Raw genomic sequence first — 23,317 nt, 5'->3', positions numbered from 1 at the left:
TTTATTTGAATGATATACTTGACAAGTAACATACTAAGAATACAATTACTATTTCTAAAATATAATCGCCGGATTAGAGCGGATTAGGAGCATTTATGGATCATTTTGAATTAGTGTCACAATATAAACCTACAGGAGACCAGCCCCAGGCAATTAAGGAGTTGGTTGAGGGATTTAAGAAGGGCAATCAGTTTGAAACACTGTTGGGAGTTACAGGCTCAGGAAAGACCTTTACCATGGCGAATGTTATCGCCCAACTTAATAAGCCTACATTAATTTTAGCACATAACAAAACATTGGCGGCACAGCTGTATGGGGAATTTAAAGAATTTTTCCCAAACAATGCAGTGGAATATTTTGTTTCCTACTATGATTATTATCAGCCGGAAGCGTATGTGCCTAGTACAGATACTTATATAGAAAAGGATAGTGCCATAAATGATGAGATTGATAAGCTTAGACATTCGGCTACTATGGCACTTATTGAAAGAAGAGATGTTATTATAGTTTCTTCTGTTTCCTGTATTTACGGATTAGGTGATCCCATAGATTACAAGAACATGGTCATTTCATTGCGTCCGGGAACCATAAGGGACAGGGATGACATTATCCACAAGCTTATTGAAATCCAATATGATAGAAATGATATGGATTTTAAAAGAGGTACATTTAGAGTCCGGGGGGAGAATCTGGAGATTTTTCCGGCATCTTACACGGACAGTGCAGTGAGAGTGGAATTTTTTGATGATGAAATAGAAAGAATTACAGAAATTGATACATTAACAGGTGAGGTGAAAAGGGAGCTAGAGCACGTTGCCATATTCCCTAATTCACATTATGTTATTCCACCGGAGAGAATGGAAGGGGCTATAAAGGCAATTGAGGCAGAGCTGGCTGAGCAGGTGGCATATTTTAAGTCAGAGGACAAGCTGATAGAGGCGCAGCGAATTGCGGAGCGTACCAATTTTGACATGGAAATGCTCAGGGAAACGGGAATCTGCTCAGGAATTGAGAATTATTCAAGACATATGGCAGGATTAGAGCCGGGAGCTACACCTCATACCTTAATGGAATATTTTGGAGACGATTTTTTAACGATAGTTGACGAAAGCCATATTACTCTTCCACAGGTTCGTGGTATGTATAATGGCGACCAGTCAAGAAAGACAACCTTAGTTAATTACGGGTTCAGACTGCCTTCAGCCAAAGATAACCGTCCTCTTAAATTTGAGGAATTTGAGGGAATGATAGACCAGATGCTTTTTGTGTCAGCTACTCCTAATGTGTACGAGGAGGAGCATGAGCTGCTTAGGGCAGAACAGATTATCAGACCGACAGGACTGTTAGATCCGAAAATTGATGTGCGGCCTGTTAAGGGGCAGATTGATGACCTTGTATCTGAAATAAATAAAGAAGTGGAAAAGAAAAATAAAATTTTAGTTACTACATTAACTAAGAGAATGGCGGAAGACCTTACGGATTACATGAAGGATGTGGGCATCAGGGTTAAGTATCTCCATTCTGACATAGATACTCTTGAAAGAACTGAGATAATACGTGACATGCGATTAGACGTGTTTGATGTTTTGGTTGGAATTAACCTTTTAAGAGAAGGTCTGGATATACCGGAAATATCCCTTGTTGCCATATTAGATGCTGACAAGGAAGGTTTTTTGCGTTCAGAAACATCGCTGATACAGACTATAGGAAGAGCGGCGAGAAACTCGGAAGGTCATGTAATTATGTATGCAGATTCCATTACAGAGTCTATGGACAAGGCTATTTCTGAAACAAACAGACGTCGTGAAATACAGGAAAAATACAATAAGGAGAATGGCATTACGCCAACTACCATTAAGAAAGCAGTTAGAGACCTTATAAGTATTTCTAAGGAAGTTGATAAGAGAATTAATGACATTGAAAAAGATCCTGAATCTATGGATAAGAAGGAACTTAAGAAGCTTATGGATAAAGTAGAAAAGAAGATGCAGAAGGCAGCAGCGGAATTAGATTTTGAAACTGCAATAGAAATGCGTGAAAAATTGGCAGAGTTGAAGCTTATGTATAATAAATGATAATTGGTAAGTAAGACAGTAAGGAAAGGATTGACATGGCAGAGAAGAAAAAATATATACGAATTAAAGGTGCTTGCGAGCATAACTTGAAGAATATAGATATTGACATACCAAGGGATGAATTTACGGTTATTACAGGATTAAGCGGTTCCGGTAAATCATCTTTGGCATTTGATACTATTTATGCAGAGGGACAGAGAAGGTATATGGAGTCATTGTCTTCCTATGCCAGACAGTTTTTAGGACAAATGGAAAAACCCCAGGTGGAGAGCATTGAGGGATTGCCACCGGCCATTTCCATTGACCAGAAATCCACTAACAGAAATCCCCGTTCAACAGTGGGTACAGTAACAGAAATATACGACTATATGCGACTTTTGTATGCCAGAGCAGGCTTACCTCATTGTCCAAAGTGTGGCAAGGAAATCAAGAAGCAGACAATAGATGAAATGGTGGATAAGGTTTTAGAATTGCCTGAAAGAACTAAATTTCAGATATTAGCACCTATAGTAAGAGGAAAAAAAGGCAGACACGAAAAGGTATTTGAAAGTGCAAAAAAAAGCGGCTATGTAAGAGTCCGTGTAGATGGTAATATGTATGAGTTGTCAGAGGAAATAAAACTGGATAAAAACATTAAGCATAGCATAGAAATCGTAATTGACAGATTAAGTATCAGAGAGGGAATAGAAAAAAGACTTACGGATTCCATTGAAAATGCCCTGAAGCTGGGAAATGGATTAATGGAGGTTGATGTAATAGGTGGCGAAACCGTTACATTTAGCCAGAATTTTGCCTGCCCTGATTGTGGAATTAGCATTGACGAAATTCAGCCAAGAAGTTTTTCCTTTAATAATCCTTTCGGAGCTTGTCCTGATTGTTTTGGATTAGGTTACAAAATGGAATTTGACGTGGATTTAATGATTCCTGATAAAAGTTTAAGTATAAATCAGGGGGCAATAGTTGTTTTGGGATGGCAAAGTGCCAATGATCCAAAGAGTTTTACCAATGCTATTTTGCAGGCTTTGTGTAAGAGGTATGACTTTGACCTTGATACTCCTTTTGAAGAATATCCTAAAAATATTCAGGATATTCTTATTAATGGAACCAACGGAGAGAAGGTGCCGGTTCATTATAAGGGTCAAAGGGGAATAGGAACATATGATATTGCCTTTGAGGGTTTAATTAGAAATGTAGAGAGAAGATATCGTGAAACAGGAGCGGAATCCAGTAAGGCAGAATATGAAACATATATGAGAATTACTCCTTGTGGAACCTGTCATGGACAGAGGCTTAAACCTGAGTCGCTGGCTGTAACCATTGGAGATAAGAATATTTACGAAATGACGGAAATGCCTGTCAGGGATTTAAGGGCTTTTCTGGATGAGGTACAGCTTACTTCAGCGCAACTGGCAATAGGTAAGGAAATATTAAAGGAAATAAAGGGCAGACTTCAGTTTTTAATAGATGTAGGTCTGGATTATTTAAGTTTGTCAAGGGCTACCGGAACCCTTTCCGGTGGAGAGGCACAGCGAATAAGACTGGCAACCCAGATTGGCTCCGGTCTGGTTGGTGTGGCTTATATTATGGATGAACCTAGTATTGGTTTGCACCAGAATGACAATGAAAAGTTGTTGGCAACCCTTAAGCATTTGAGAGATTTGGGAAATACTTTAATAGTGGTTGAACATGATGAAGATACAATGTTAGCGGCAGACTATGTGGTTGATATCGGACCGGGAGCCGGTGAACACGGTGGCGAAGTTGTGGCAGCAGGTACAGCTAAAGAAATAATGAAAAATAAAGATTCCATTACAGGCAAATATCTTAGTAGAAAATTGCAGGTACCGGTGCCTGAAACAAGAAGAAAGCCTACAGGTTTTATTAAAGTAGTAGGTGCAAAAGAAAATAACCTTAAAAATATTGATGTTAAGTTTCCTTTGGGAGTTTTTACCTGTGTAACAGGAGTTTCCGGCTCAGGAAAAAGTTCTTTGGTTAATGAGATTTTGTATAAGAGCCTGGCACGAAAACTCAACAGGGCAAGGATTATTCCGGGAAAATGCAAGGGTATTGAAGGAATTGAACAGTTGGATAAGGTTATTAATATAGACCAGTCACCTATTGGCAGAACACCCCGTTCAAATCCGGCTACTTACACAGGAATGTTTGATATGATAAGGGATTTATTTGCAGCAACGGTGGATGCAAAAGAGCGGGGATATAAGAAGGGACGTTTTAGTTTTAATGTAAAAGGTGGACGATGTGAAGCCTGTTCCGGTGATGGAATCCTGAAGGTTGAGATGCATTTCCTTCCGGATGTGTACGTCCCATGTGAGGTATGTGGCGGAAAGCGATATAATAGAGAAACTTTGGAAGTTAAGTATAAGGGCAAAAATATATATGATGTGTTGGAAATGACAGTGGAAGAGGCAATGGATTTCTTCAAAAATGTTCCAAGAGTATATAATAAGGTAAAAACTCTTTATGATGTTGGTTTGGGCTATATTAAGTTAGGACAGCCTTCAACCCAGCTTTCCGGTGGAGAGGCGCAGCGTATTAAGTTAGCTACGGAGCTTAGCAGAAGAAGCACAGGAAAAACCATATATGTTTTGGACGAACCAACTACGGGACTTCATTTTGCAGATGTTCATAAATTAGTGGAAATTCTCCAACGTCTTACTGATGAGGGGAATACTGTAATAGTTATTGAACACAACCTTGACGTTATTAAGGCGGCAGATTATATTATAGATATGGGACCGGACGGAGGAGACCGGGGAGGTACTGTTGTTGTGGCAGGAACACCGGAAAAGGTAGCTGAACATAAGACGAGTTATACCGGAAAGTACGTCAAAATGATGTTAGAGAAAAACAAATAATTAATTATTTACGAAGGAGGAAACAACGGAGAAGAACGGAAAAAGCTTTTGGGAAAGAAAACAGGAATTAAAAAGACCATGAAAATAAAAAAATAAAGTTTGTAAGAAAGTTTTGCTGTAGAATGAGATATTTTACATAGGGAAATGTCTTTAATATAGCAGAACTTTCTTGTACATTTAGGGAAAATGAAGTAAAATAACAAGAAGTGCTTTACTTGGGCAATATTCTTATGATAGAGGAGGCAAAATGAAAAGAGAGTTAGTTATTGTAATAGATTTTGGCGGACAGTACAATCAGCTGGTTGCACGTCGTGTCCGTGAATGCAACGTATATTGCGAAATCTATTCATATAAAACAGATATTGAAAAGATTAAGTCTATGAATCCTAAGGGAATTATCTTGACAGGTGGACCAAACAGCTGTTATGAAGAAGGTGCACCAACATATACAAAAGACCTGTTTGAATTAGGTATTCCGGTTCTTGGACTTTGCTATGGAGCGCAGCTTATGCAACATATTTTAGGTGGTAAGGTTGAAAAAGCTCCTGTTCGTGAATATGGCAAGACGGAAGTTCATGTAGATACAACATCTAAATTGTTTGAGGAAATTGAGGAAGATACAGTTTGCTGGATGAGTCATTTCGACTATATTTCAAAGGTTGCACCTGGATTTAAAATTACAGGTTATACAAAGGATTGTCCTGTGGCTGTAGCTGAATGTCCGGAAAAGAAGCTTTACGCAATACAGTTCCACCCGGAAGTGCTTCACACAGTGCGTGGTAAGGAAATTCTCAGTAACTATGTAATTAACGTATGTGGTTGCGCAGGGGACTGGAAGATGGATTCTTTCGTGGAAAATTCCATTAAGGCCATTCGTGAAAAGGTAGGCGACGGTAAGGTTCTTTGTGCCTTATCAGGTGGTGTTGATTCATCAGTGGCAGCAGTGCTTTTGGCGAAGGCAATTGGAAAACAGCTGACATGTGTATTTGTTGACCATGGCCTTTTGAGAAAAAATGAGGGTGATGAGGTTGAGGCAGTATTTGGACCTGATGGTCCATATGATTTGAATTTTATCCGTGTAAATGCCCAGGAGAGATATTATAAAAAGTTGGCAGGTGTGGAAGAACCTGAGGCAAAACGTAAAATAATAGGTGAAGAATTTATCCGTGTGTTTGAAGAGGAAGCCAAAAAAATCGGAGCCGTGGATTATCTGGTTCAGGGAACGATTTATCCTGATGTAGTTGAAAGTGGTCTGGGTGGCGAGTCAGCGGTAATTAAGTCACATCATAATGTAGGTGGATTACCTGACTATGTTGATTTTAAGGAAATAATTGAGCCGCTTCGTGACCTGTTCAAAGATGAAGTCCGTAAGGCAGGTCTGGAGCTGGGTATTCCGGAATATCTGGTATTCCGTCAGCCATTCCCTGGACCTGGACTTGGTATCAGAATAATAGGCGAAGTAACAGCTGAAAAGGTGAAAATAGTTCAGGATGCAGATGCAATTTACAGAGAAGAAATTGCGAAAGCAGGGCTTGATAAAGAAATCAATCAGTATTTTGCAGCACTGACAAATATGCGTTCAGTAGGTGTAATGGGGGACGAGAGAACATATGACTACGCAATAGCCCTCAGAGCCGTAAAAACAATTGATTTCATGACGGCAGAGTCAGCTGAAATACCGTATGAGGTGCTTAATAAGGTAATGAACAGAATAATAAATGAGGTGAAGGGGGTCAATCGAGTAATGTACGATTTGACCAGTAAGCCACCTGGAACGATAGAGTTTGAATAGACACAAAAATCCCACAATGCCTTTATTTATGGGCATTGTGAGAGGTAGTGATTATATCGTGGCAACGATATGGCAACACTAAAACAATTTACCCATATGTATAAATGAAAAAACCTTACTGATTTTGAGGAGTCAGTAAGGTTTTTTTATGCTCTTTTATAAATCAATTAGTTTATGATATCCGTGAGTATTAGCCGGATAGTTGTATCTCCAATTATCGTATTCTTTCTTGGAGATTTCTCCGGCATCAAGCTTGGACTTCATCTTTGCCCAGGACTTTGCCTCATGACCTAAAGCGTCGTGGATGGCACCTAAGTCAAGGGTAACATGACTTCCTTCCTGTCTGACGGATATACCATAAATATCTTCAAGAGTGAACAGAAGCTGCATAATTCCCACATGAGTATCAATGTCAGGAACATTAATGGCCGCAGGAGAAACTTCCAAAATGGAAGAAAGAGTTTCAATCAAATCGTCCTTGGGAACACGTTTCTCTGCTTCATATTGAGCCATGCGGATATCAGCAGTACTTTCCTTAAAACCTAACTGAACTCCCAATTCCTTTTGAGTTAAACCTTTACGCTTGCGAAAAGTTCTAATTCTTTCACCAATTGCCATAACAAACCTCCAATTTAACATAAAAATTCCCAATGTGGGATAACTTAAACAAATTCGCTATGGTCAGTATAACATAGGTGAAAATGTATATCAAGAAAAACTTAAACAAAAAAAGTTAATTCTTCTATTGACTTAAACTAAAAAGTTTAATATAATGCACATTATCTTAAACAAATATGTTTAAGAAATATAATACAGGAGGAAAAAAACATGGAAAAGAACTTTATGACAGTCGACGATGTTGCCGAAGAACTTTCTGTTTCAAAGTCCAAGGCTTACAAGATTGTAAGACAGCTTAATAAGGAACTGGAAGAAAAAGGCATCATCACGGTAGCAGGACGTGTCTGTACTTCTTATTTCAGAAAAAAAGTAATGTACAGCGGTGATTAGAAAATATTTATTAAAGGAAGGTGATGAACATGAGCGTTTATTCTTACATGGCAAATAATAAGAAAAAATGGAGAGCTGTTTATCGCTATACTGACTTTACCGGAAAAAGAAGACAGACACAGAAAAGAGGCTTCAACACAAAAAGAGAAGCGGAGTTTTGGCTTGAAAATAAGAAGAAAGCCGAAAACGGACAATTGAACATGACATTTGGAAGTTTTTATGAAATATACGAAAGGGACAAGAAGGCAAGGGTAAAGGAAACCACCTTTGAGACAAAATCATATGTGGCAAGAGATAAAATCCTTCCTTACTTTAAGGACAGAAGAATGGATGAGATTAAACCAAAGGATGTAATGGAGTGGCAGAATGAACTGCTTAATTACAGGGATGAAAAGGGAGAGCCTTATTCATCAGGTTACTTAAGAACAATTCACGCACAGCTTAGCGCAATATTTAATTTTGCAAAAAGATATTATGGGCTATCCACAAATCCTGCGGCAATAGTTGGAACAATGAAAAATGACGTTGAAAAGGAAGTGGAAATCTGGACAAAGGAAGAATACCTGAAGTTTTCGGAAGCAGTCATGGACAAGCCATTATCGTTTTATGCATTTGAAGTATTGTACTGGACAGGTGTCAGGGAAGGAGAACTACTGGCACTTACTCCGGCAGACTTTGATTTTGACAATAACACAATGAGAATCAACAAGAATTATCAGAAGGTAAAGGGGCGTGAAATCATTACTTCCCCAAAAACAAAAAAGAGTAACAGGGTGGTAAAGATTCCACAGTTTCTTGCAGATGAGATTAAGGATTACATGAAATGCTTTTATGATTTAAAGCCTGACCAGAGACTTTTCTATAAGTCAAAAGGGTATCTTGGACACGAAATCACAAGAGGTTCAAAGAAGGCGGGAATTAAGAGAATCAACATTCATGCCCTTAGACATTCTCATATTTCATTACTAATGGACAGGGGATTTTCGGCACTTGACATAGCTGAAAGGGTAGGACATGAAGCAATAAGCATTACCTACAAATATGCCCACATGTATCCAAACAAGCAGGATGAAATGGCAAGAAAACTTGAAGAGGAAAGGAGTCAGGAATAATGGAAAAAGTATTAGATAGTCACGGCAGGTGGAGAAACAGGATAGTATCATTCAGGGTTTCTGAGGAAGAGGCAAAAATCATTAATGATAAGGTTGCCCTGTCAGGACTTAAAAAACAGGAATACATTATCCGCAGGCTGTGTGAAAAGGAAATTGTGGTAAATGGAAATCCAAGGGTTTATATTGCCTTAAAAAACAGACTTAATGAGGTGTACGAGGAGTTAAAAAGAATTACAGGTGCAGGTGAGGTTGATGATGTTTTGACAGAGGTAATTGAACTTATTGCAGTGACAATGAACGGAATGAAGGAGGATTAAGAATAATGGATAATAAAATAACAGCGACTGCCCATGACATATCTGTTGGCGCAGATAACGGGCAGTCACCAAGTGTTACCAAACACACTAACAGTATAACAGATAATAATTGTGCCCGCAATTTGCAATCCACCGGTACCCCGGTGGGTGAAAATCTGGAAACAGTATCAATGGAAGAACTTTATGATACGGTATATCCCATTAAGAAGCCATTGGTTGAGGATCTGATTTACAACGGAGTGTATCTGTTTGTCGGTGCACCAAAGGTCGGAAAGTCGTTCTTAATGGCTGAAATAGGTTTCTGTGTAAGTGCAGGAGTCGATCTTTGGGGGCATAAGACCAATCAGGGAACAGTGCTGTATCTGGCACTGGAAGATGATTATGCTAGACTTCAGCAGAGGCTTTCAAGAATGTTTGGAATTGATGTGGCAGAGCATTTTTACTTTGCCACACGTTCCAAAAATCTCAATGAAGGTCTGGAAGAACAGCTTAAAGAGTTTCTTGTGGCGCATGCTGATACAAGACTTGTAATAATTGACACGCTTCAGAAAATCAAGGAAATAAGTGGAGAAAAATTCAGTTACGCAAATGATTATGACATCATTACAAGGCTAAAGCACTTTGCTGATGAACATAACATTTGCATTCTGGTGGTTCATCACACAAGAAAGATGGATTCATCAGATGCTTTTGAAATGATATCGGGAACCAACGGACTGCTTGGTGCAGCTGACGGAGCGTTTATTATGCAGAAGGAAAAAAGAACTGACTTAAAGGCTACCGTTGACATCACAGGAAGAGACCAGCAGGACCAGAAACTTTATCTTAAGTTTGACCCAAAGTTATGTTTGTGGAAATTTGAAAAGGCTGAAACAGAGCTGTGGAAAGAGCTGGAAGACAAAGTACTTTCTACCATTAATACATATCTGATGGAAGCAGGATGTTTTCAGGGAACGGCAAGTGAACTGATGGACAAGATACCGGAGATTGATTTGGTTCCAAATCAACTGACCAGACAGTTGAACATTAAGGCAGGAAGGCTGTATGAGGATTATGGCATCAGGTATGACAATAAGCGTTGTCACGATGGCAGAATAATAACGTTGGAATATGAAAAAGAGTAAAGCGTGACGATGGTGTCGATGGTGACGATGTTTTATGGTACGTAAATCATCGTCACAACCGTCACGCATCGACACGGAACAAGATTAGTTACAAAACAGTGAGGTTTGAAAATGAGCAAAAAAAGAATGATAAGCAATGAATTAATGATGGCTTTGATTAAGTATCATGTATTAGATATGAAAGATAATGAAGAAATTAATAATCTTATAATTTTTGAATTGGAAGAAAAACTAAGCAAGATGTCAAGGCACGAGGATTACACAAAAAGTAAAATGGCACCTACAGAAGAAGAGAGGGAAGAGTACAGACAGAAATATCTTGACAACGTTGGAATGCACCGGGACTTTAGATGGTAGTAACAGCTTGCAACATAAATAGGGTTCCCGTTGATAATATCAATACCTGCAAGTGACACTTGCAGGTTAAAGAATAATCAGGGAGAACCAAAAAGGATTGGTTACAGTTAGAAATTAGTGACATCATATCACTAAGGACCTCGGGACCCGGAGTCCCGAGGTTAAACATAATGTAGCTGCCATTACAATTACAGTAACCACTAAATGCCATTTGACAGGTTATGAGTAAGGCATTGATAGCAGCTATATAAGCCCTCGGCAGAGCCCCCGCAGTTGTGTCTATGACAGAACTGCTAGGGGGTTATCAATTATGGCAGAGCCAAATTGATAAGAACCACCCGTTTTCAACAGCCTCGGGCAGACTACTAAAGACTAACAACGTGCAGGTGTCACCGCACGTATCAAAACAATAAAAGAAAAAAGGAGTGAGATTATGGCAGGATTATCATATTCAGCACACCTGAGTCAGAAAAACAGTGCCATTAACAGCAAGGCAAAACTCTCAGGTGTTGCAAAGCACAATTTACGAAAGTACCGCTCCTTGGAATACGATAAGGAGAACATTGTAATTTTATGGGGTACGGATAAATTAGTGCAGGATGTAAAAAAAGTATATAAGGAACAGTTTGACGAAGCAGTCAGGGAATATAACAAAAAGCAGACAAGGGATGACAGAAAGATTGATGATTATTTTGAAAAGACAGCAAAGTCAAACAAGGACATGGCAGTGGAACTTATTTTTCAGATAGGAGACAAGGAGTTCTGGGATAAGAATCCTGACAAGCTAAGAAGGATGGATGTTGCATTTAAGGAAATGCTTAATATGTTACAGAAGGAAGCACCAAATCTTGTTGTGGCAAATGCAGTAATACATTATGATGAGGCAAGCCCACACATGCACGTGGTGGCAGTTCCCGTAGCTGACGGATTTAAAAAGGGAATGTCAAGGCAAGTGTCAAAGAGAAAGGTATGCACAAAGGAATTTCTTGAAAAAGTACTGCAGGGCAGAATAAGAGAATATGCAGAGGACAGGTCATTCACATGGATTGGAGAGTTCCTGAAAGGAAAAGAAAAGGGCAGAAATAATGATTTACAAGTTGCAGAATATAAAACTCTGGCAGAAACAAAAAAAGCAAATCAGTTAGCCAGGGAAAATGCTGAATCTGAACAGGAACTTAAGGAAACGATGATTAAGCAGATAGCGGCTGAAAAAGAATTAGCAGACATGTATGAGGAATTAAAAATAGTTGAAAATGTGGCTGACTTAGGAAAAAATGTGAAAAAACTTGAAACCATGATTAGAAAAGGACCGGACAATCCAAAGGAAATCATGTCTGCCAAGAATTATCGGGAAAGGATTGTCATTCCATTTATAGATAAAATGTATGATGCATTTAAAAATGTGGTTAAATTTGCAAAGGGATGTTTTGCGCAACTTAAGGAACTGACAGAAAAATATAATGAACAACTTGAAGTAAATGAAATGCTAAGGAAACAAAATAGCAGACTAAGAGAAAGCATTGATGAGCAGGAAAAAGAGATTGACGGACTGTATAATGACAGGAAAAAACTTGGATATTTTAAGAAATTCCTGAAGAGGGAGGATTACAATAAGGTAATTGAAATGGGTGAGGAAAATTATAAGAGAAATGTTAGAAGCAGGTAACGTATGTGATAGTATAAAAATATATAGTTAGATATCAGACACAAAAATTAGTATAACCAATACTATGTACTAAAAAGAATCAATCGTATTGTAATATGATTGATTCTTAAGTTAGTTAAGTATAAAGATTTATTTTTTTGTTTTTCGTTGCTTAACGACAATATCGTCTCCGATTGCTTTTTTAGCAGTGAAATTTCCTACGTGGTCATCAAAAAATAAATCTTTTTCCCATACTTCTCCAGTTGTAATAGAGTAAATAGGGTATATTTTTATTGTTACAGGATATTTGTAAGTATTACTCCAACTTATACTAAATTTATTTGTTTTGGTAACGTTGTATCCCAACTGTGCGTTTAATATTTTTGATGTAACTCCACCAGATGCAGAAAATGTGTTACTTATGCTAACGCTTTCTGAAATTTTTACTTTTCCAGCAGGTCTTTTATATTGTCTTAAGACATTACTTTTATCTGTTTTTCTAGTTACTTTTTTGTTTTTTATACAATAATCATCACCAAAATATAATGTTTGTATCATAGCATTTTCGTTAGGAACATCGATATGTCTGTATATTTCTATTACATCTGGATCGTATTTCAGCCCCATTGATTCTTGGTATTCTTTTATTTCCTGTTTATTTGTAATATGTATAGTTCCTTCCTGGAAAAATTGATTTGTTTTTGTAGCTATTTCAGCATTGCTAACTTTGTCATAAGTCAAATTATCTCCAAATGTAGCTGCGGATGAATTAATAGAAATACATAATGTAGTAATCATACAAATTGTAATTAAGCTTAATAATTTCTTCATAGTGTTTTACCTCCTGTTATTTGTTATCAATCTTTAATTTCCCGAGAGAATAAAAGTATTGCACACGCGATATAAATAATTGATATAACGATTTCTAAAAAATTCAGTGAAACAAAAGGTTTTGTATTTATTTCATATAATGATTTTATGCAAAATATCATAATCATTGCATATCCAATTAAGGTTAATAAGATATTTTTCTTGGATTTATTTTTCTTTTTAACAATAAAAAAAGAAAAAAATGTAAATGATAACATAAACAAAAGCAATGCTATATTAACAATTCCATACAAATTATAATAATCGATGAACCCTATAAAACCTGTATACCAGGTTCCAGATTCTGCCTGTCTGGCAATGGGAGTTGGAAAAAATGTTGATATTAATTTTATTAGTATAAGGAAAATGATCGAAATAGTCATTCCAGATCCAGGCAATATGAATTTGAGATGCCTTTTGATTGCAGTGGATTTTGTGCCTACATTTTTATTATTTGCAATTTTATTGTGTTCGTTGCTAAACTCCTCCTCAAATTGGTCTTCCTTATCATCATTCATAAGATAATCTAAAGAGCAATCAAAAAAATTGCTTATCTTTACTAAATTATTAATATCCGGTAGGGTTCCCAGTTCCCATTTTGAGATGGCTTGTCTGGATACACATAACTCAGAAGCTAGTTGCTCTTGCGACAAGTTATTATCCTTTCTTAATTTTTGCAATTTACTAGAAAACGTCATTATTTATATCTCCTCTCCTTCTTGTTTTTTGTATAGTACAATAACTCAAGCTACCAAATTGCTTAAAAAGTGAGCACCCCCTATCTCGCAATCTATAAATTCTGATATGAGTAAATGTACTGTTACAAATTTTAGTGAAAAAATGAAAATCCTCAACCATTTAAAGGTGGAATTTGCGCAACTCACAGTAGCATCTTGCCTATTTTAGGCGTTTCTCTTGTATTTTTCGTATGTAAATTCTATACATTTGCAATTTATAATATCATAAATATTAGGAGAGATTCAAATTATTTTGAAGCATTTACCTTCGAGAGTATTTCTTAATTTGTTATCTGAAGTGTAAAAAATTAAAAATATTTTGCAAGAATTTCTGTACGTTGTAAAACAAGAGAAGATAGAGAAAGTAAGAAAGTATATTGATTAGTGGCAAAAAATAAACCAAATTGAAGATAATAAAAATAACTTAATGAAATAAGATATAACTTATGTTATAATACCCTCGTGGCAACACTATGGCAACACGAAATCAGAAGGATAATACAAATAATATAATACAGGTAAGTTAACAGATAAAAACGCATACAACCTAAACAAAAATGTTTAAGTCAAACTTAGTACACGCCGAGTTTGAATAATGCAAAAATAAATTCTATATGCCTACAAACCCCATAAATAAAGGGTTTGTAGGTTTTTTCTTTTTTAGAGTGACAATAAAATGACAATATTTTTTGCTATTTTTTATAAAAAACGTTCAAAAGCGTACATTTATGAACTGATAAAATTACATATTTTTCCTTTATAAAATAAAAAGACCCTGCAGTGACACCGCAGGGGTGGTTATGACTGAAATACCAATATTCTATTTTTCAATTCCAACTTCCCAGAAATACATATCTATAATTTTCATAGGGGTGTACAAATCACCAAGTTTATTACAAGCTTTTTCGATTTCTTCTTTGTTGTCTTTGGCGTATTGAATTATTTGCTTCATACTATTTAAATTGAAAACCCCATTTATTTTGTTCCGACGTAGCGCTTTTACAAAATATTGGTCATATGCTGGAACGCATCCAAGAGTTCCTAATATGATTTTAGTAATTAATGTATCTGTTACATTGGAAATTGTTTTTGTTTTGTTAGTACCATCTTCTATATAAGTTTGACCCATATAGTACTCTTTTATTTCATCTCTTAAACTCATTATAGTTTCAAGATCTGTGATAATATTCTCTTTAAAAGGATTAAAACTTATTAAATTTGAATATTTATCCTTACAAAGTATTTCGACAACAGGCTTACTAAATAAATAATCTTTTTGCATTAAAAAAGAATTTCGTAGCATACCCCAACTAGCTAGGTAGGCATATAAATTTAATGTTATATAATTGTACATGGTTTCATCATTTTTATATTTTAAGAAACTTTCTCTACAGTGATCATATGATCTATATCTTCCGTTTTTATCGTTATGGTAACTATCAATAAATTTATTGATATATTCGTTGATATTTTTTCCCATTTTATCATCTCTCTTAAATAAACATATAAATTTAATCCTTCAAATTAGCTTTCCTAAATCTCTTCTTTGCATCAGAGATATTCTTATCCACTTCGATAGCTTTTTCGTTTTCTGCATCCAATAAGAAGTCAGCTGAATCGGTTCCAAAGCTTAAATACTTTGCCTGCCATAATAGGTAGGTTTCCTCGTCAATTTCTTCATTGATAAATTTCTCATACATTGTTGCCCAATGGCTAAACATTCTTTTAAGATTTGAAAGAGGAGCAACAGTAGCATCGTTTACGTCTATGTCGGAAGATACCTCTAAATAAACTTTTCCATCTATAGTTGTTGGAGTCAAATCCAAAGTTTTTTCCATACTGAATAAGTATTGTAGAGAACTTGCAGCTGAAATAGGATCAGGAGTTGCAAGCACGTATGGAGAAATCTCCAAAGCATTTGAAATCTCAAATATAGTGTCTGAATCCGGATAGCGATTTCCAAGTTCATAATTTCTTATAGTTGATTCATTTACACCACAGGCAGATCCCAATTCTTTTTGAGTCATGCCGGCAATTTGTCTGTAAAATCTAATCTTTTGTCCTAAATTTGCTGAGGCAAGATTTTTAGCATTTAAAGAAAAATCTCTTTTATTTTTTCCCATAAAACATATCCTTCCATATCATTTTATAACTGCTTGTATTATATCATAAACAGTTCATTTGTGAAATATAAAGATTACAAAACAGTCATAAGTGAAATGTTTTACTTGACAGTGCAAAAGTGAACTGATAAAATGAGTACAACACAGTTCAAAAATGCACTGTACAAAGTGATGAAATTTAAATAGGTAGGAGGTGATATTATGGCAGATACACTTTTTGTTAGAGCAAGCGATGTAGCAAAGGAAATGGGAGTTTCAGAAGCTATGGCTTATAAGATTATTAGAAAACTTAATAATGAACTTAAAGAGCAGGGGTTTGTAACTGTTCAGGGGAGACTTAGCAGACAGTATTTTGAAGAACGAATCTATGGAATTAAGACTAAATAGGAGGTGAAATAAATGGTTTTTAAGAATCCCAAAACAGATAAATGGGAAGTTAGATGTTATTACAAAAATTATAAAGGTGAGCGAAAACAGAAAACCAAAAGAGGCTTCAGAACAAAATCTGAAGCTCTTGATTGGGAAAGACATTTCAAACTGCAAGACCACCAGGACCTGGATATGACCATTGAAGATTTCTTTGAATTATATAAAAGAGATGTAAGTCATAAGGTAAGACCAAACACTTGGGAAGAAAAGGAATACATAATTTTAACAAAAATTCTTCCTTATCTTGGCAAGAGAAAAATAAATGAATTAAAGGTAACGGACATTTTTGAGTGGCAAAGAGAAATTCAGAGCTTAACAACTCAAAATGGTAAGAGCTTTTCAAAATCATATCTTGGAACAATTCATAATCAGCTAAGTGCAATGCTTAATCATGCAGTCAGATATTATGGGCTTAAATGGAATGTCGCAAGCAAGGCTGGGAACATGGGCAGTGCAAGAGATAGAAATGTTGATTTCTGGACGCAGAAGGAATACCAGAAATTTATTGAGCAGGTGGCAGATAAACCACAATCATATTATGGATTTGAAATACTTTATTGGTGTGGGCTTAGAATTGGTGAACTTCTTGCCTTAACACCGAAAGATTTTGATTTTGAAAATAATGTTTTGAAAATAACAAAGTCATATAAAAAGGTTAAAGGTAAAGACATTGTGACGGACCCAAAGACACCTAAAAGCATAAGGGATATAGTAATTCCTGAATTTTTGGCAGAAGAAATTAAGGAATATTTGGCAAGTATATATGGCATCAAAGAAAATGACAGAATATTTCAAAATTCAAAAAGCTATTTTCGCCATGAAATGATAAGAGGTTCAAAAGCTGCAGGAGTTAAAAGAATAAGAATACATGATTTAAGACATTCACATGTATCATATTTGATTAATAAAGGCTATACAGCACTTGCCATAGCCGACAGACTAGGCCACGAGGCTGTAGACATCACTTATAAATATGCACATCTATTTCCAACTGTACAAACAGATATGGCAAAAACTATGGATGCAGAAAGAGAGGCTTTATTAGATGAGTGCGAAGAATAATGATGCAAAAGGCAGATGGAGAAATGTAACAGTTGCCTTTAGGGTGTCACAAGAAGAAAACGAAGAAATAAATATGAGGGCAAAACTAAGTGGATTTCAGACAAAGCAGGAATTTATTGTTCAATCATTACTTTATACAAAAATAAGAGCTGTGGGGAATCCGCTAATGATGCTTAGTTTCAGAAAATATCTCCAAGAAATAATAGCACAGTTAAAGAGGATTGAGGCTGGTGGAGAAATTGATGAAGAGGTATTTGTCCCAATTAGAACAATGTTGGATATATTAGATGGATTTGAAGAAAGAAAAAAGCCCTAAGCAATAAGCTTAAGACTTACAAGGTAACAAGGAGGTTGTCCCCGCTACTTTTATTACCAATTAAATTATAGCAGGGGTTACCTCCAATAACAACAAAATTTTTAAATTACGGAGGAAAAATGAATAACACAGTAATAAATAAATCCTCCAATGCGGAGGACACAGATAATAAAGAAATCGAGGCTATAAGAGATAGCCTAAAAAAACGTCCTGATGGAAGTCCGAGACAAACCATTGAAAATGTCATTGAGGTTTTAAATAAGGACCCAATGTTAAAGGATGCAATAAGGCGTAATGAACTTTCCTGTAAGACAGACATTGTTAAGAAGATGGATTGGAGAAGACGTTCAAAGACATTTACCGATACGGATTTTAACAACATAATGCTTAGAATGGAGAAATTCTATGGCATTACAAGAGATAAAAACATAAAACGTGCAATTGACATTGTAGGCAACAACAACCATTATCATCCCATTATAGACAAATTGGAAAGTCTGGAGTGGGACGGAAAATCAAGGCTTAGATATCTGTTACCAAGATACCTTGGAACAGATGAAAGTGATTACATATTTGAAGCAACAAGAATAATGATGATGGGTGCAGTACACAGAGTTTACAATCCCGGGTGCAAGTTTGAATACATGGTTTGTCTGGTAGGCGGGCAGGGTGCAGGAAAGTCAAGTTTTTTAAGACTTCTTGCAATGGAAAATGAGTGGTTTTCGGATGACTTAAGAAAACTTGATGATGACAACGTGTTCCGTAAGATTCAGGGACATTGGATTATTGAAATGGCGGAAATGCTTGCAACCTGTAACGCAAGAAGCGTTGAGGACATTAAGTCATTTCTAAGCCGTCAGAGTGAAACTTACAAGGTTCCTTATGAAACCCATCCTGAGGACAGACCAAGACAGTGCATATTTGTGGGTTCTTCCAATAATGCTGATTTTCTGCCATTTGACCGTACAGGTAACAGAAGATTTGTACCGGTAATGGTAAATAAGGAAAAGGCGTTGCATCATCCGCTGAAGAATGAGGAAGAAACAAGGGCATACATAGAACAGTGCTGGGCTGAAATAATGAATATGTATAAAAAGGGCATAAACACTAAACTTGTATTTAATAAGGATTTGGAAAAGGAACTTATTGAATTTCAGAAGGAATGCATGCCTCAGGATACTCTTGTGGGCATCATTGAGATGTTTCTTGAAATGACGGATGAGGAGTTTGTATGTGTTCAGATGATTTACGAGAGAGCGTTGCACCACGAAAACTGCAAGCCGAAACAGTACGAATCCAGAGAGATAACAAGTATCATGAGACTTAAATTCGCAGAGCAGTGGGAAGAGGTTAAAAGTCACAGATTCATTAAGGAAGGATACGGAACCCAGCTTGCGTGGAAGAGAAAAATGTAAATTTGTTATGTAAATTGGGTGGTTTGTAAATCAGAAAGATGGATTTGTAAATTGGAAATGACGTAAAAAGAAGAGCCAATTTACATGTGGATGGCTTCAATCCCTTTATTTATGGGATGTTTTGAAATTTGTAAATCGTAAATTGTAAATTGGCTAAATAAAACTAAAAAAATAAAGTTTTTTAAAGCCGATTTACATTTTCAATTTACGGAAGGAGATTTGTATGGTTGAAAAGGTTAAACAGATAAAAATAGATGAGGACTTATTTAGGATGATTTATCAGTATTTTATATATGGTCGTGAGGACGAAACGGAACTGATTAAGGCAGGTCTTAAAGATAAGATGGATAAGATGATTTTGAGAAACATTTATACAGAAAGCAAGACTGCCGAATCGGTAGAGGAAAGAGAAAATGCAAGAAAAGATTATCTTGACAGAAAGAAAATCCCGGAGGATTTCCGTTGGTAAAATTCTGCTTAATGTTAATGACCTGCAAGTGGCACTTGCAGGTGGTAGAGCAGACAAGTCGGAAATAATATATGCGGTAGCAACGGAAAAACTAAAGGAAAAAGAAAAGAGGATTAGCCCTCGGCGATTGAGAGCGAAATACACCCATCGCACAAAATCTTACGATTTTATGCTCTTAAGGGTTTGCATTTCGCCCTTGCAGGGGGCTTTTTATTTTACTTAAACATAAAGATTTAAAGAACAGGAGGAACAAACATATGGCAAGAAATTCATTTATTCAGATAAGCAAGTTAGGCAATTTAAAGGGGCGCATAGATTACATTACAAATCCCAAAAGGCAGGAAAATCTGTACGCAGTTTACAATACAACAGACGATACATTTTGGCATGAACTTGCAAGGTGTAACAGATTGGAATTTAAGAAAAGCGGAAGTGCCGGAAAGTGTATCGAATCAAGAGAACTGATTATTGCATTGCCTGAACCATTCTGTAACATGGACAAACAAAAGGTATTGAAAGATTTTACCGAGCTGTTTAGAAGAACTTACGGAGTAAACTGCATTGCAGCAATGCATCACAACAAGACAAAAACAAACTTACACATTCATTTGATATTTTCGGAAAGAGAGGAATTAAAAAACGACATAAAGAAAATTGCCACAAGAAACATGTTTTATGACGAAACAGGAAAGCATGTAAGGACCAAAAAGGAGATACTGGATGATAGTGGGAATGTGAGAAAAGGCTGTAACATCATAAGAAAAGGTCAGGTTTATGAGTACAACAGATTTTCAAAAAAGAAAGCGGAGTTTAAGGCAAGGTCATTTCTAAAGGGTGTGAAAACACTGTACACTGAGCACATCAATTCATTCTTAAATGATAAGGACAAACTGCAGGTGTTTAACAATAAAGATATTTATCTGCCAACAAAAAAGATTGGAAAGAATAATCCAAAAGCAGAGCAGATAAGAAGAAACAATCAGGTGAGAATGAGGTGGAACAGTACAGTTGATGAAGCACTGTTTTATCAGGTTCCAAGAAAACACATCAGAACCATTAAAGAGGAAAAGATACTTAAGAATGTAAATAAATTTGGAAAGACGGAAACAAAGACAGTTGGTGGATTAAGGAAAAACAAGTCATCAAGGGAAAGTGCAGGTGTAGGAATATTTGCCGGAGTTTTTGAAAAGGCTGTTGGAATGGCGTGTGATTGTTTAAAGGGACTGATTAAGATATTTAGAGGAGCAATTGCACCAAAGCCACCACAACCGGTTAAGGAGTACAAGCAATATGCAAAAAAGGTAGATGAATTATTGGAAAATCATAGAGTATTAAACAGAGTGCATATGGCAATAAGAGAGGCAAAAGACCAAATGGACCGAAAAGAACACAGGATATTTGGAGGAAAGAAAAAGTTAAAGGATGAAATTGTACAGTTGGAAAAGCAGGAGAAAACAGCCAAGAACTTAGAAAAAAGGTTGTTGAAAAAATTAAATGGTACAAATGTTGAAGAAGTTATAAGAAAATTTAATCGAAAGAGAATGGAAATGGATGCGTATAAAGATTCCGTTGACAGGGCGGAGGATGCTAAAGAAATGTTGGATGAGAACGTTAGGGAGTATATGGGAAATGTACAAGAAAAGGTATCAGCGAGAGAAAAAAGTAGAGATGTACGAGGTGAGAAAAAAATGGAATTTAGAAGATGAAGATGATATAATGTGTAGAAATAGATTTGATATACAAATCGGAATTTAAAAGGATGATGATATGATGGATAAATTAAAAAAGAACATGGTTTTCTACCTACTGTTGCTGATAGATTTTTATATCGTTCCTTGGTTTATAAAAGACACAGGAAGTGCAATGATTGTTATGTTAGTAATTATTCCTCTAATATGTTTAATAACCTCTGTTTTTTATGGGATTAGGAATGGTTTTAACTTCTGGTATATTTTGATTGTAGCAATAATGTTTGCGCCATCCATATTTATATTTTATAACTCAAGTGCATGGGTTTATGTAGTTGGATATGCTGTTATTGCATTATTGGGAAATTTAATAGCATTGCCATTAAGAAAAAGATAACTTCCAGTTTGTCATACATGCAAGAACGACTACAACGATATTGACTCGTGACAATAAAATGACAATATTTTCGTCTTAGACTATATGCAAAAATACTAAAACAGTACAGAAATGAACTTTTAAATACAATAAATATCCTACTTTATAAAGGAGTAAATTTTTGTGAGTAGGAGTTTGAGTAGACACTATGATCCCACAATGCCTTTATTTATAGGCACTGTGGGATGTTTTTATATTAATGTGATTCTATTTACAGGAAAACAGTAATAATTGGAGAATAATTGCATGGATAGAGATACATTTAAACTAATACATAGTGAATTGATACAGCAAGTACAATGTATTGAGTTTAATCTAAGAAGAACCTATGCCGCAATGCATGAGGGGAATTTTGATGATAATTTTAATAGATTAGAGAAAAGCAATCTTGGAAAAATAGCTAGAGAATTAGAAAATTTAGATTATAGTGATGATCGTCCAGAATTGTCTGACGATGATTATGATTTCATTGATGATATTAGAGAAATAAGAAATTACTGGTGCCATCAGTGTTATCTGGATTTTGTATATATAAATAATAATAGAGAAAGAGAAAGACAATTTCAAAAAATTGCACAGAGACTTCAAAGAGACGAGAATAGAACCTATGAGTTATTTGTAAAATCAGAGAAAATATTTTTCTATATTTGGAAAAAGTATAGGGATTAGTTTTTCATTTGGGAGGAAAAATGTATAAAGAAGAAATTGATAGATGTAATATTTTGGACCAACTATTTAAAGTTTGGAAAAAAGCCCAAATTGACGAATGTGATGAGTCTTTTAAAAAAACATATTTTAATTATGATGTTAGTAGAAAATATATCTTTTCTAAAGATGGTTTTCTTGGCAATGAGGATAAGGCTAAGGTTTTATTTGTTTGCAGGGAGCCACATATTTATGATACGGAAAAAAGTAAAGATGAGAAGAATGGTAAATTCTTTTGGGTAAAGGAATGTGCTGTGAAAAATAAAAGTACGGAGTACTATAACCTTCCAATTAAATGTTTGGAAGATTTGAAATTGAAATCAACTATTGATGAATGTGCATATATAAATATAAACAAACGGGGTGGAGATAGTACGTGTGACATGAATAGGCTTAAAACGTATGCTGAAACGTATAGAGATTTTATTGTAAAAGAAGTTGAAATAATTAACCCAGAGATAGTTATTTTCTTAGGAAAACTCGATAATAGTATTTATGAAATTGTGAAAGAGGGATGTGCCGACAATACAACTTATTACTTGTATCTTCGTCATCATTCTATGTATTGGAAAAAATTGGTACCAGAGAGACTTGACATATAACAAAACGGAGCAGTCGCACTGCTCCCTGGGAGGCTGTCCTTTTTGCTATATTAAGTTTAATTAATATCTGAACTATATTTTTTGTGAAAAAAAGTTGCATAAAAAATAATTAATGATATAATAATGATAAGTAAAGAAGAAAAGTGACTTGGAGGAATG

At 35.7% G+C, this 23,317-nt stretch carries 23 protein-coding genes; 18 read left to right on the top strand and 5 right to left on the bottom strand.

Features of this window, described 5'->3' with window-relative positions:
* Positions 1-95: 95 nt before the first annotated feature.
* From uvrB to guaA, 3 genes are all read left to right on the top strand, one after another.
* Positions 96-2,075: an excinuclease ABC subunit UvrB gene (gene uvrB / locus H8S00_RS06530; protein ID WP_021952310.1), complete on the top strand. Its 1,980-nt coding sequence runs from the start codon at positions 96-98 to the stop codon at positions 2,073-2,075.
* Between the two features lie 35 nt (positions 2,076-2,110).
* Positions 2,111-4,951, top strand: coding sequence for an excinuclease ABC subunit UvrA (uvrA, locus tag H8S00_RS06525; RefSeq protein WP_118589435.1), 2,841 nt, complete (start codon positions 2,111-2,113; stop codon positions 4,949-4,951).
* Between the two features lie 247 nt (positions 4,952-5,198).
* Positions 5,199-6,743, top strand: a complete 1,545-nt coding sequence (gene guaA, locus H8S00_RS06520) for a glutamine-hydrolyzing GMP synthase (protein WP_118589434.1) — start codon at positions 5,199-5,201, stop codon at positions 6,741-6,743.
* A gap of 156 nt (positions 6,744-6,899) precedes the next feature.
* Here the strand turns inward: guaA and H8S00_RS06515 are convergent, their stop codons facing one another.
* On the bottom strand, positions 6,900-7,361 hold the full coding sequence (locus tag H8S00_RS06515) for a helix-turn-helix domain-containing protein (protein WP_117999861.1): 462 nt from the start codon (positions 7,359-7,361) through the stop codon (positions 6,900-6,902).
* A gap of 210 nt (positions 7,362-7,571) precedes the next feature.
* Here H8S00_RS06515 and H8S00_RS06510 point away from each other — a divergent pair, with 210 nt between their 5' ends.
* The 6 genes from H8S00_RS06510 to H8S00_RS06485 all read left to right on the top strand — a co-directional run bounded on the left by H8S00_RS06510 (position 7,572) and on the right by H8S00_RS06485 (position 12,327).
* The gene (locus tag H8S00_RS06510; RefSeq protein ID WP_021952314.1) at positions 7,572-7,751 is read left to right on the top strand and encodes a helix-turn-helix domain-containing protein; all 180 of its coding nucleotides are present in this window, start codon (positions 7,572-7,574) and stop codon (positions 7,749-7,751) included.
* Positions 7,752-7,780: 29 nt separating this feature from the next.
* Positions 7,781-8,863, top strand: a complete 1,083-nt coding sequence (locus H8S00_RS06505; protein WP_117901520.1) for a site-specific integrase — start codon at positions 7,781-7,783, stop codon at positions 8,861-8,863.
* Complete coding sequence (locus H8S00_RS06500) at positions 8,863-9,180, top strand: plasmid mobilization protein (protein WP_186840296.1); 318 nt, start codon at positions 8,863-8,865, stop codon at positions 9,178-9,180. Before H8S00_RS06505 ends, H8S00_RS06500 begins: the two co-directional genes overlap by 1 nt.
* Positions 9,181-9,185: 5 nt before the next feature.
* A complete protein-coding gene (locus tag H8S00_RS06495; protein WP_186840295.1) occupies positions 9,186-10,304 on the top strand; it encodes an AAA family ATPase in 1,119 nt (372 codons plus the stop codon).
* Between the two features lie 111 nt (positions 10,305-10,415).
* The gene (locus H8S00_RS06490) at positions 10,416-10,661 is read left to right on the top strand and encodes a complexin-2 (RefSeq protein ID WP_117901523.1); all 246 of its coding nucleotides are present in this window, start codon (positions 10,416-10,418) and stop codon (positions 10,659-10,661) included.
* Positions 10,662-11,094: 433 nt separating this feature from the next.
* Positions 11,095-12,327 (top strand): plasmid recombination protein, encoded by a 1,233-nt coding sequence (locus H8S00_RS06485; protein WP_186840294.1) that lies wholly within the window; start codon positions 11,095-11,097, stop codon positions 12,325-12,327.
* A gap of 129 nt (positions 12,328-12,456) precedes the next feature.
* Here the strand turns inward: H8S00_RS06485 and H8S00_RS06480 are convergent, their stop codons facing one another.
* From H8S00_RS06480 to H8S00_RS06465, 4 genes are all read right to left on the bottom strand, one after another.
* A complete protein-coding gene (locus tag H8S00_RS06480; protein WP_118024872.1) occupies positions 12,457-13,137 on the bottom strand; it encodes a hypothetical protein in 681 nt (226 codons plus the stop codon).
* Between the two features lie 26 nt (positions 13,138-13,163).
* Positions 13,164-13,874: a helix-turn-helix domain-containing protein gene (locus tag H8S00_RS06475; protein ID WP_117901064.1), complete on the bottom strand. Its 711-nt coding sequence runs from the start codon at positions 13,872-13,874 to the stop codon at positions 13,164-13,166.
* Between the two features lie 859 nt (positions 13,875-14,733).
* The gene (locus tag H8S00_RS06470; protein ID WP_117910129.1) at positions 14,734-15,393 is read right to left on the bottom strand and encodes a hypothetical protein; all 660 of its coding nucleotides are present in this window, start codon (positions 15,391-15,393) and stop codon (positions 14,734-14,736) included.
* A 31-nt stretch (positions 15,394-15,424) separates the two neighbouring features.
* The gene (locus H8S00_RS06465) at positions 15,425-16,036 is read right to left on the bottom strand and encodes a helix-turn-helix domain-containing protein (RefSeq protein WP_117910130.1); all 612 of its coding nucleotides are present in this window, start codon (positions 16,034-16,036) and stop codon (positions 15,425-15,427) included.
* 201 nt (positions 16,037-16,237) lie between these two features.
* Between H8S00_RS06465 and H8S00_RS06460 the strand changes: the two genes are divergently transcribed.
* From H8S00_RS06460 to H8S00_RS06420, 9 genes are all read left to right on the top strand, one after another.
* Complete coding sequence (locus H8S00_RS06460; RefSeq protein ID WP_117910131.1) at positions 16,238-16,423, top strand: helix-turn-helix domain-containing protein; 186 nt, start codon at positions 16,238-16,240, stop codon at positions 16,421-16,423.
* 12 nt (positions 16,424-16,435) lie between these two features.
* The gene (locus tag H8S00_RS06455; RefSeq protein ID WP_118564899.1) at positions 16,436-17,527 is read left to right on the top strand and encodes a site-specific integrase; all 1,092 of its coding nucleotides are present in this window, start codon (positions 16,436-16,438) and stop codon (positions 17,525-17,527) included.
* Positions 17,511-17,843, top strand: coding sequence for a plasmid mobilization protein (locus tag H8S00_RS06450; protein WP_117908219.1), 333 nt, complete (start codon positions 17,511-17,513; stop codon positions 17,841-17,843). The genes H8S00_RS06455 and H8S00_RS06450 overlap by 17 nt, the downstream gene beginning before the upstream one ends.
* A 119-nt stretch (positions 17,844-17,962) precedes the next feature.
* Positions 17,963-19,258 carry a virulence-associated E family protein gene (locus H8S00_RS06445; protein ID WP_117908221.1) on the top strand — a complete coding sequence of 432 codons (1,296 nt, stop codon included), beginning with the start codon at positions 17,963-17,965 and terminating at the stop codon, positions 19,256-19,258.
* A 223-nt stretch (positions 19,259-19,481) separates the two neighbouring features.
* Complete coding sequence (locus tag H8S00_RS06440; protein ID WP_117908223.1) at positions 19,482-19,727, top strand: complexin-2; 246 nt, start codon at positions 19,482-19,484, stop codon at positions 19,725-19,727.
* 257 nt (positions 19,728-19,984) lie between these two features.
* Positions 19,985-21,433 carry a MobA/MobL family protein gene (locus tag H8S00_RS06435; protein ID WP_117908225.1) on the top strand — a complete coding sequence of 483 codons (1,449 nt, stop codon included), beginning with the start codon at positions 19,985-19,987 and terminating at the stop codon, positions 21,431-21,433.
* Positions 21,434-21,494: 61 nt separating this feature from the next.
* The gene (locus H8S00_RS06430; RefSeq protein ID WP_117452273.1) at positions 21,495-21,812 is read left to right on the top strand and encodes a DUF2651 family protein; all 318 of its coding nucleotides are present in this window, start codon (positions 21,495-21,497) and stop codon (positions 21,810-21,812) included.
* Positions 21,813-22,097: 285 nt separating this feature from the next.
* Entirely contained in the window at positions 22,098-22,520 is a 423-nt protein-coding gene (locus H8S00_RS06425) for a hypothetical protein (RefSeq protein ID WP_118589432.1), read from the top strand.
* 20 nt (positions 22,521-22,540) lie between these two features.
* Positions 22,541-23,158, top strand: coding sequence for a hypothetical protein (locus H8S00_RS06420; RefSeq protein WP_118589431.1), 618 nt, complete (start codon positions 22,541-22,543; stop codon positions 23,156-23,158).
* The last annotated feature ends 159 nt before the right edge of the window (positions 23,159-23,317 follow it).

Source organism: Eubacterium segne (genome assembly GCF_014287775.1).
Lineage (GTDB): Bacteria > Bacillota > Clostridia > Lachnospirales > Lachnospiraceae > Eubacterium_G > Eubacterium_G segne.
This window is presented reverse-complemented; position numbering and strand designations above follow the sequence as displayed.

Coding starts and splice junctions, on each gene's coding strand:
- H8S00_RS06420 (WP_118589431.1), top strand. CDS start 22,541: ATGTATAAAGAAGAAATTGATAGATGTAATATTTTGGACCAACTATTT.
- H8S00_RS06475 (WP_117901064.1), bottom strand. CDS start 13,874: ATGACGTTTTCTAGTAAATTGCAAAAATTAAGAAAGGATAATAACTTG.
- H8S00_RS06455 (WP_118564899.1), top strand. CDS start 16,436: ATGGTTTTTAAGAATCCCAAAACAGATAAATGGGAAGTTAGATGTTAT.
- H8S00_RS06425 (WP_118589432.1), top strand. CDS start 22,098: ATGGATAGAGATACATTTAAACTAATACATAGTGAATTGATACAGCAA.
- H8S00_RS06430 (WP_117452273.1), top strand. CDS start 21,495: ATGATGGATAAATTAAAAAAGAACATGGTTTTCTACCTACTGTTGCTG.
- H8S00_RS06500 (WP_186840296.1), top strand. CDS start 8,863: ATGGAAAAAGTATTAGATAGTCACGGCAGGTGGAGAAACAGGATAGTA.
- H8S00_RS06480 (WP_118024872.1), bottom strand. CDS start 13,137: ATGAAGAAATTATTAAGCTTAATTACAATTTGTATGATTACTACATTA.
- H8S00_RS06495 (WP_186840295.1), top strand. CDS start 9,186: ATGGATAATAAAATAACAGCGACTGCCCATGACATATCTGTTGGCGCA.
- H8S00_RS06485 (WP_186840294.1), top strand. CDS start 11,095: ATGGCAGGATTATCATATTCAGCACACCTGAGTCAGAAAAACAGTGCC.
- H8S00_RS06470 (WP_117910129.1), bottom strand. CDS start 15,393: ATGGGAAAAAATATCAACGAATATATCAATAAATTTATTGATAGTTAC.
- H8S00_RS06465 (WP_117910130.1), bottom strand. CDS start 16,036: ATGGGAAAAAATAAAAGAGATTTTTCTTTAAATGCTAAAAATCTTGCC.
- H8S00_RS06460 (WP_117910131.1), top strand. CDS start 16,238: ATGGCAGATACACTTTTTGTTAGAGCAAGCGATGTAGCAAAGGAAATG.
- H8S00_RS06510 (WP_021952314.1), top strand. CDS start 7,572: ATGGAAAAGAACTTTATGACAGTCGACGATGTTGCCGAAGAACTTTCT.
- H8S00_RS06435 (WP_117908225.1), top strand. CDS start 19,985: ATGGCAAGAAATTCATTTATTCAGATAAGCAAGTTAGGCAATTTAAAG.
- guaA (WP_118589434.1), top strand. CDS start 5,199: ATGAAAAGAGAGTTAGTTATTGTAATAGATTTTGGCGGACAGTACAAT.
- uvrA (WP_118589435.1), top strand. CDS start 2,111: ATGGCAGAGAAGAAAAAATATATACGAATTAAAGGTGCTTGCGAGCAT.
- H8S00_RS06505 (WP_117901520.1), top strand. CDS start 7,781: ATGAGCGTTTATTCTTACATGGCAAATAATAAGAAAAAATGGAGAGCT.
- H8S00_RS06445 (WP_117908221.1), top strand. CDS start 17,963: ATGAATAACACAGTAATAAATAAATCCTCCAATGCGGAGGACACAGAT.
- uvrB (WP_021952310.1), top strand. CDS start 96: ATGGATCATTTTGAATTAGTGTCACAATATAAACCTACAGGAGACCAG.
- H8S00_RS06490 (WP_117901523.1), top strand. CDS start 10,416: ATGAGCAAAAAAAGAATGATAAGCAATGAATTAATGATGGCTTTGATT.
- H8S00_RS06440 (WP_117908223.1), top strand. CDS start 19,482: ATGGTTGAAAAGGTTAAACAGATAAAAATAGATGAGGACTTATTTAGG.
- H8S00_RS06450 (WP_117908219.1), top strand. CDS start 17,511: ATGAGTGCGAAGAATAATGATGCAAAAGGCAGATGGAGAAATGTAACA.
- H8S00_RS06515 (WP_117999861.1), bottom strand. CDS start 7,361: ATGGCAATTGGTGAAAGAATTAGAACTTTTCGCAAGCGTAAAGGTTTA.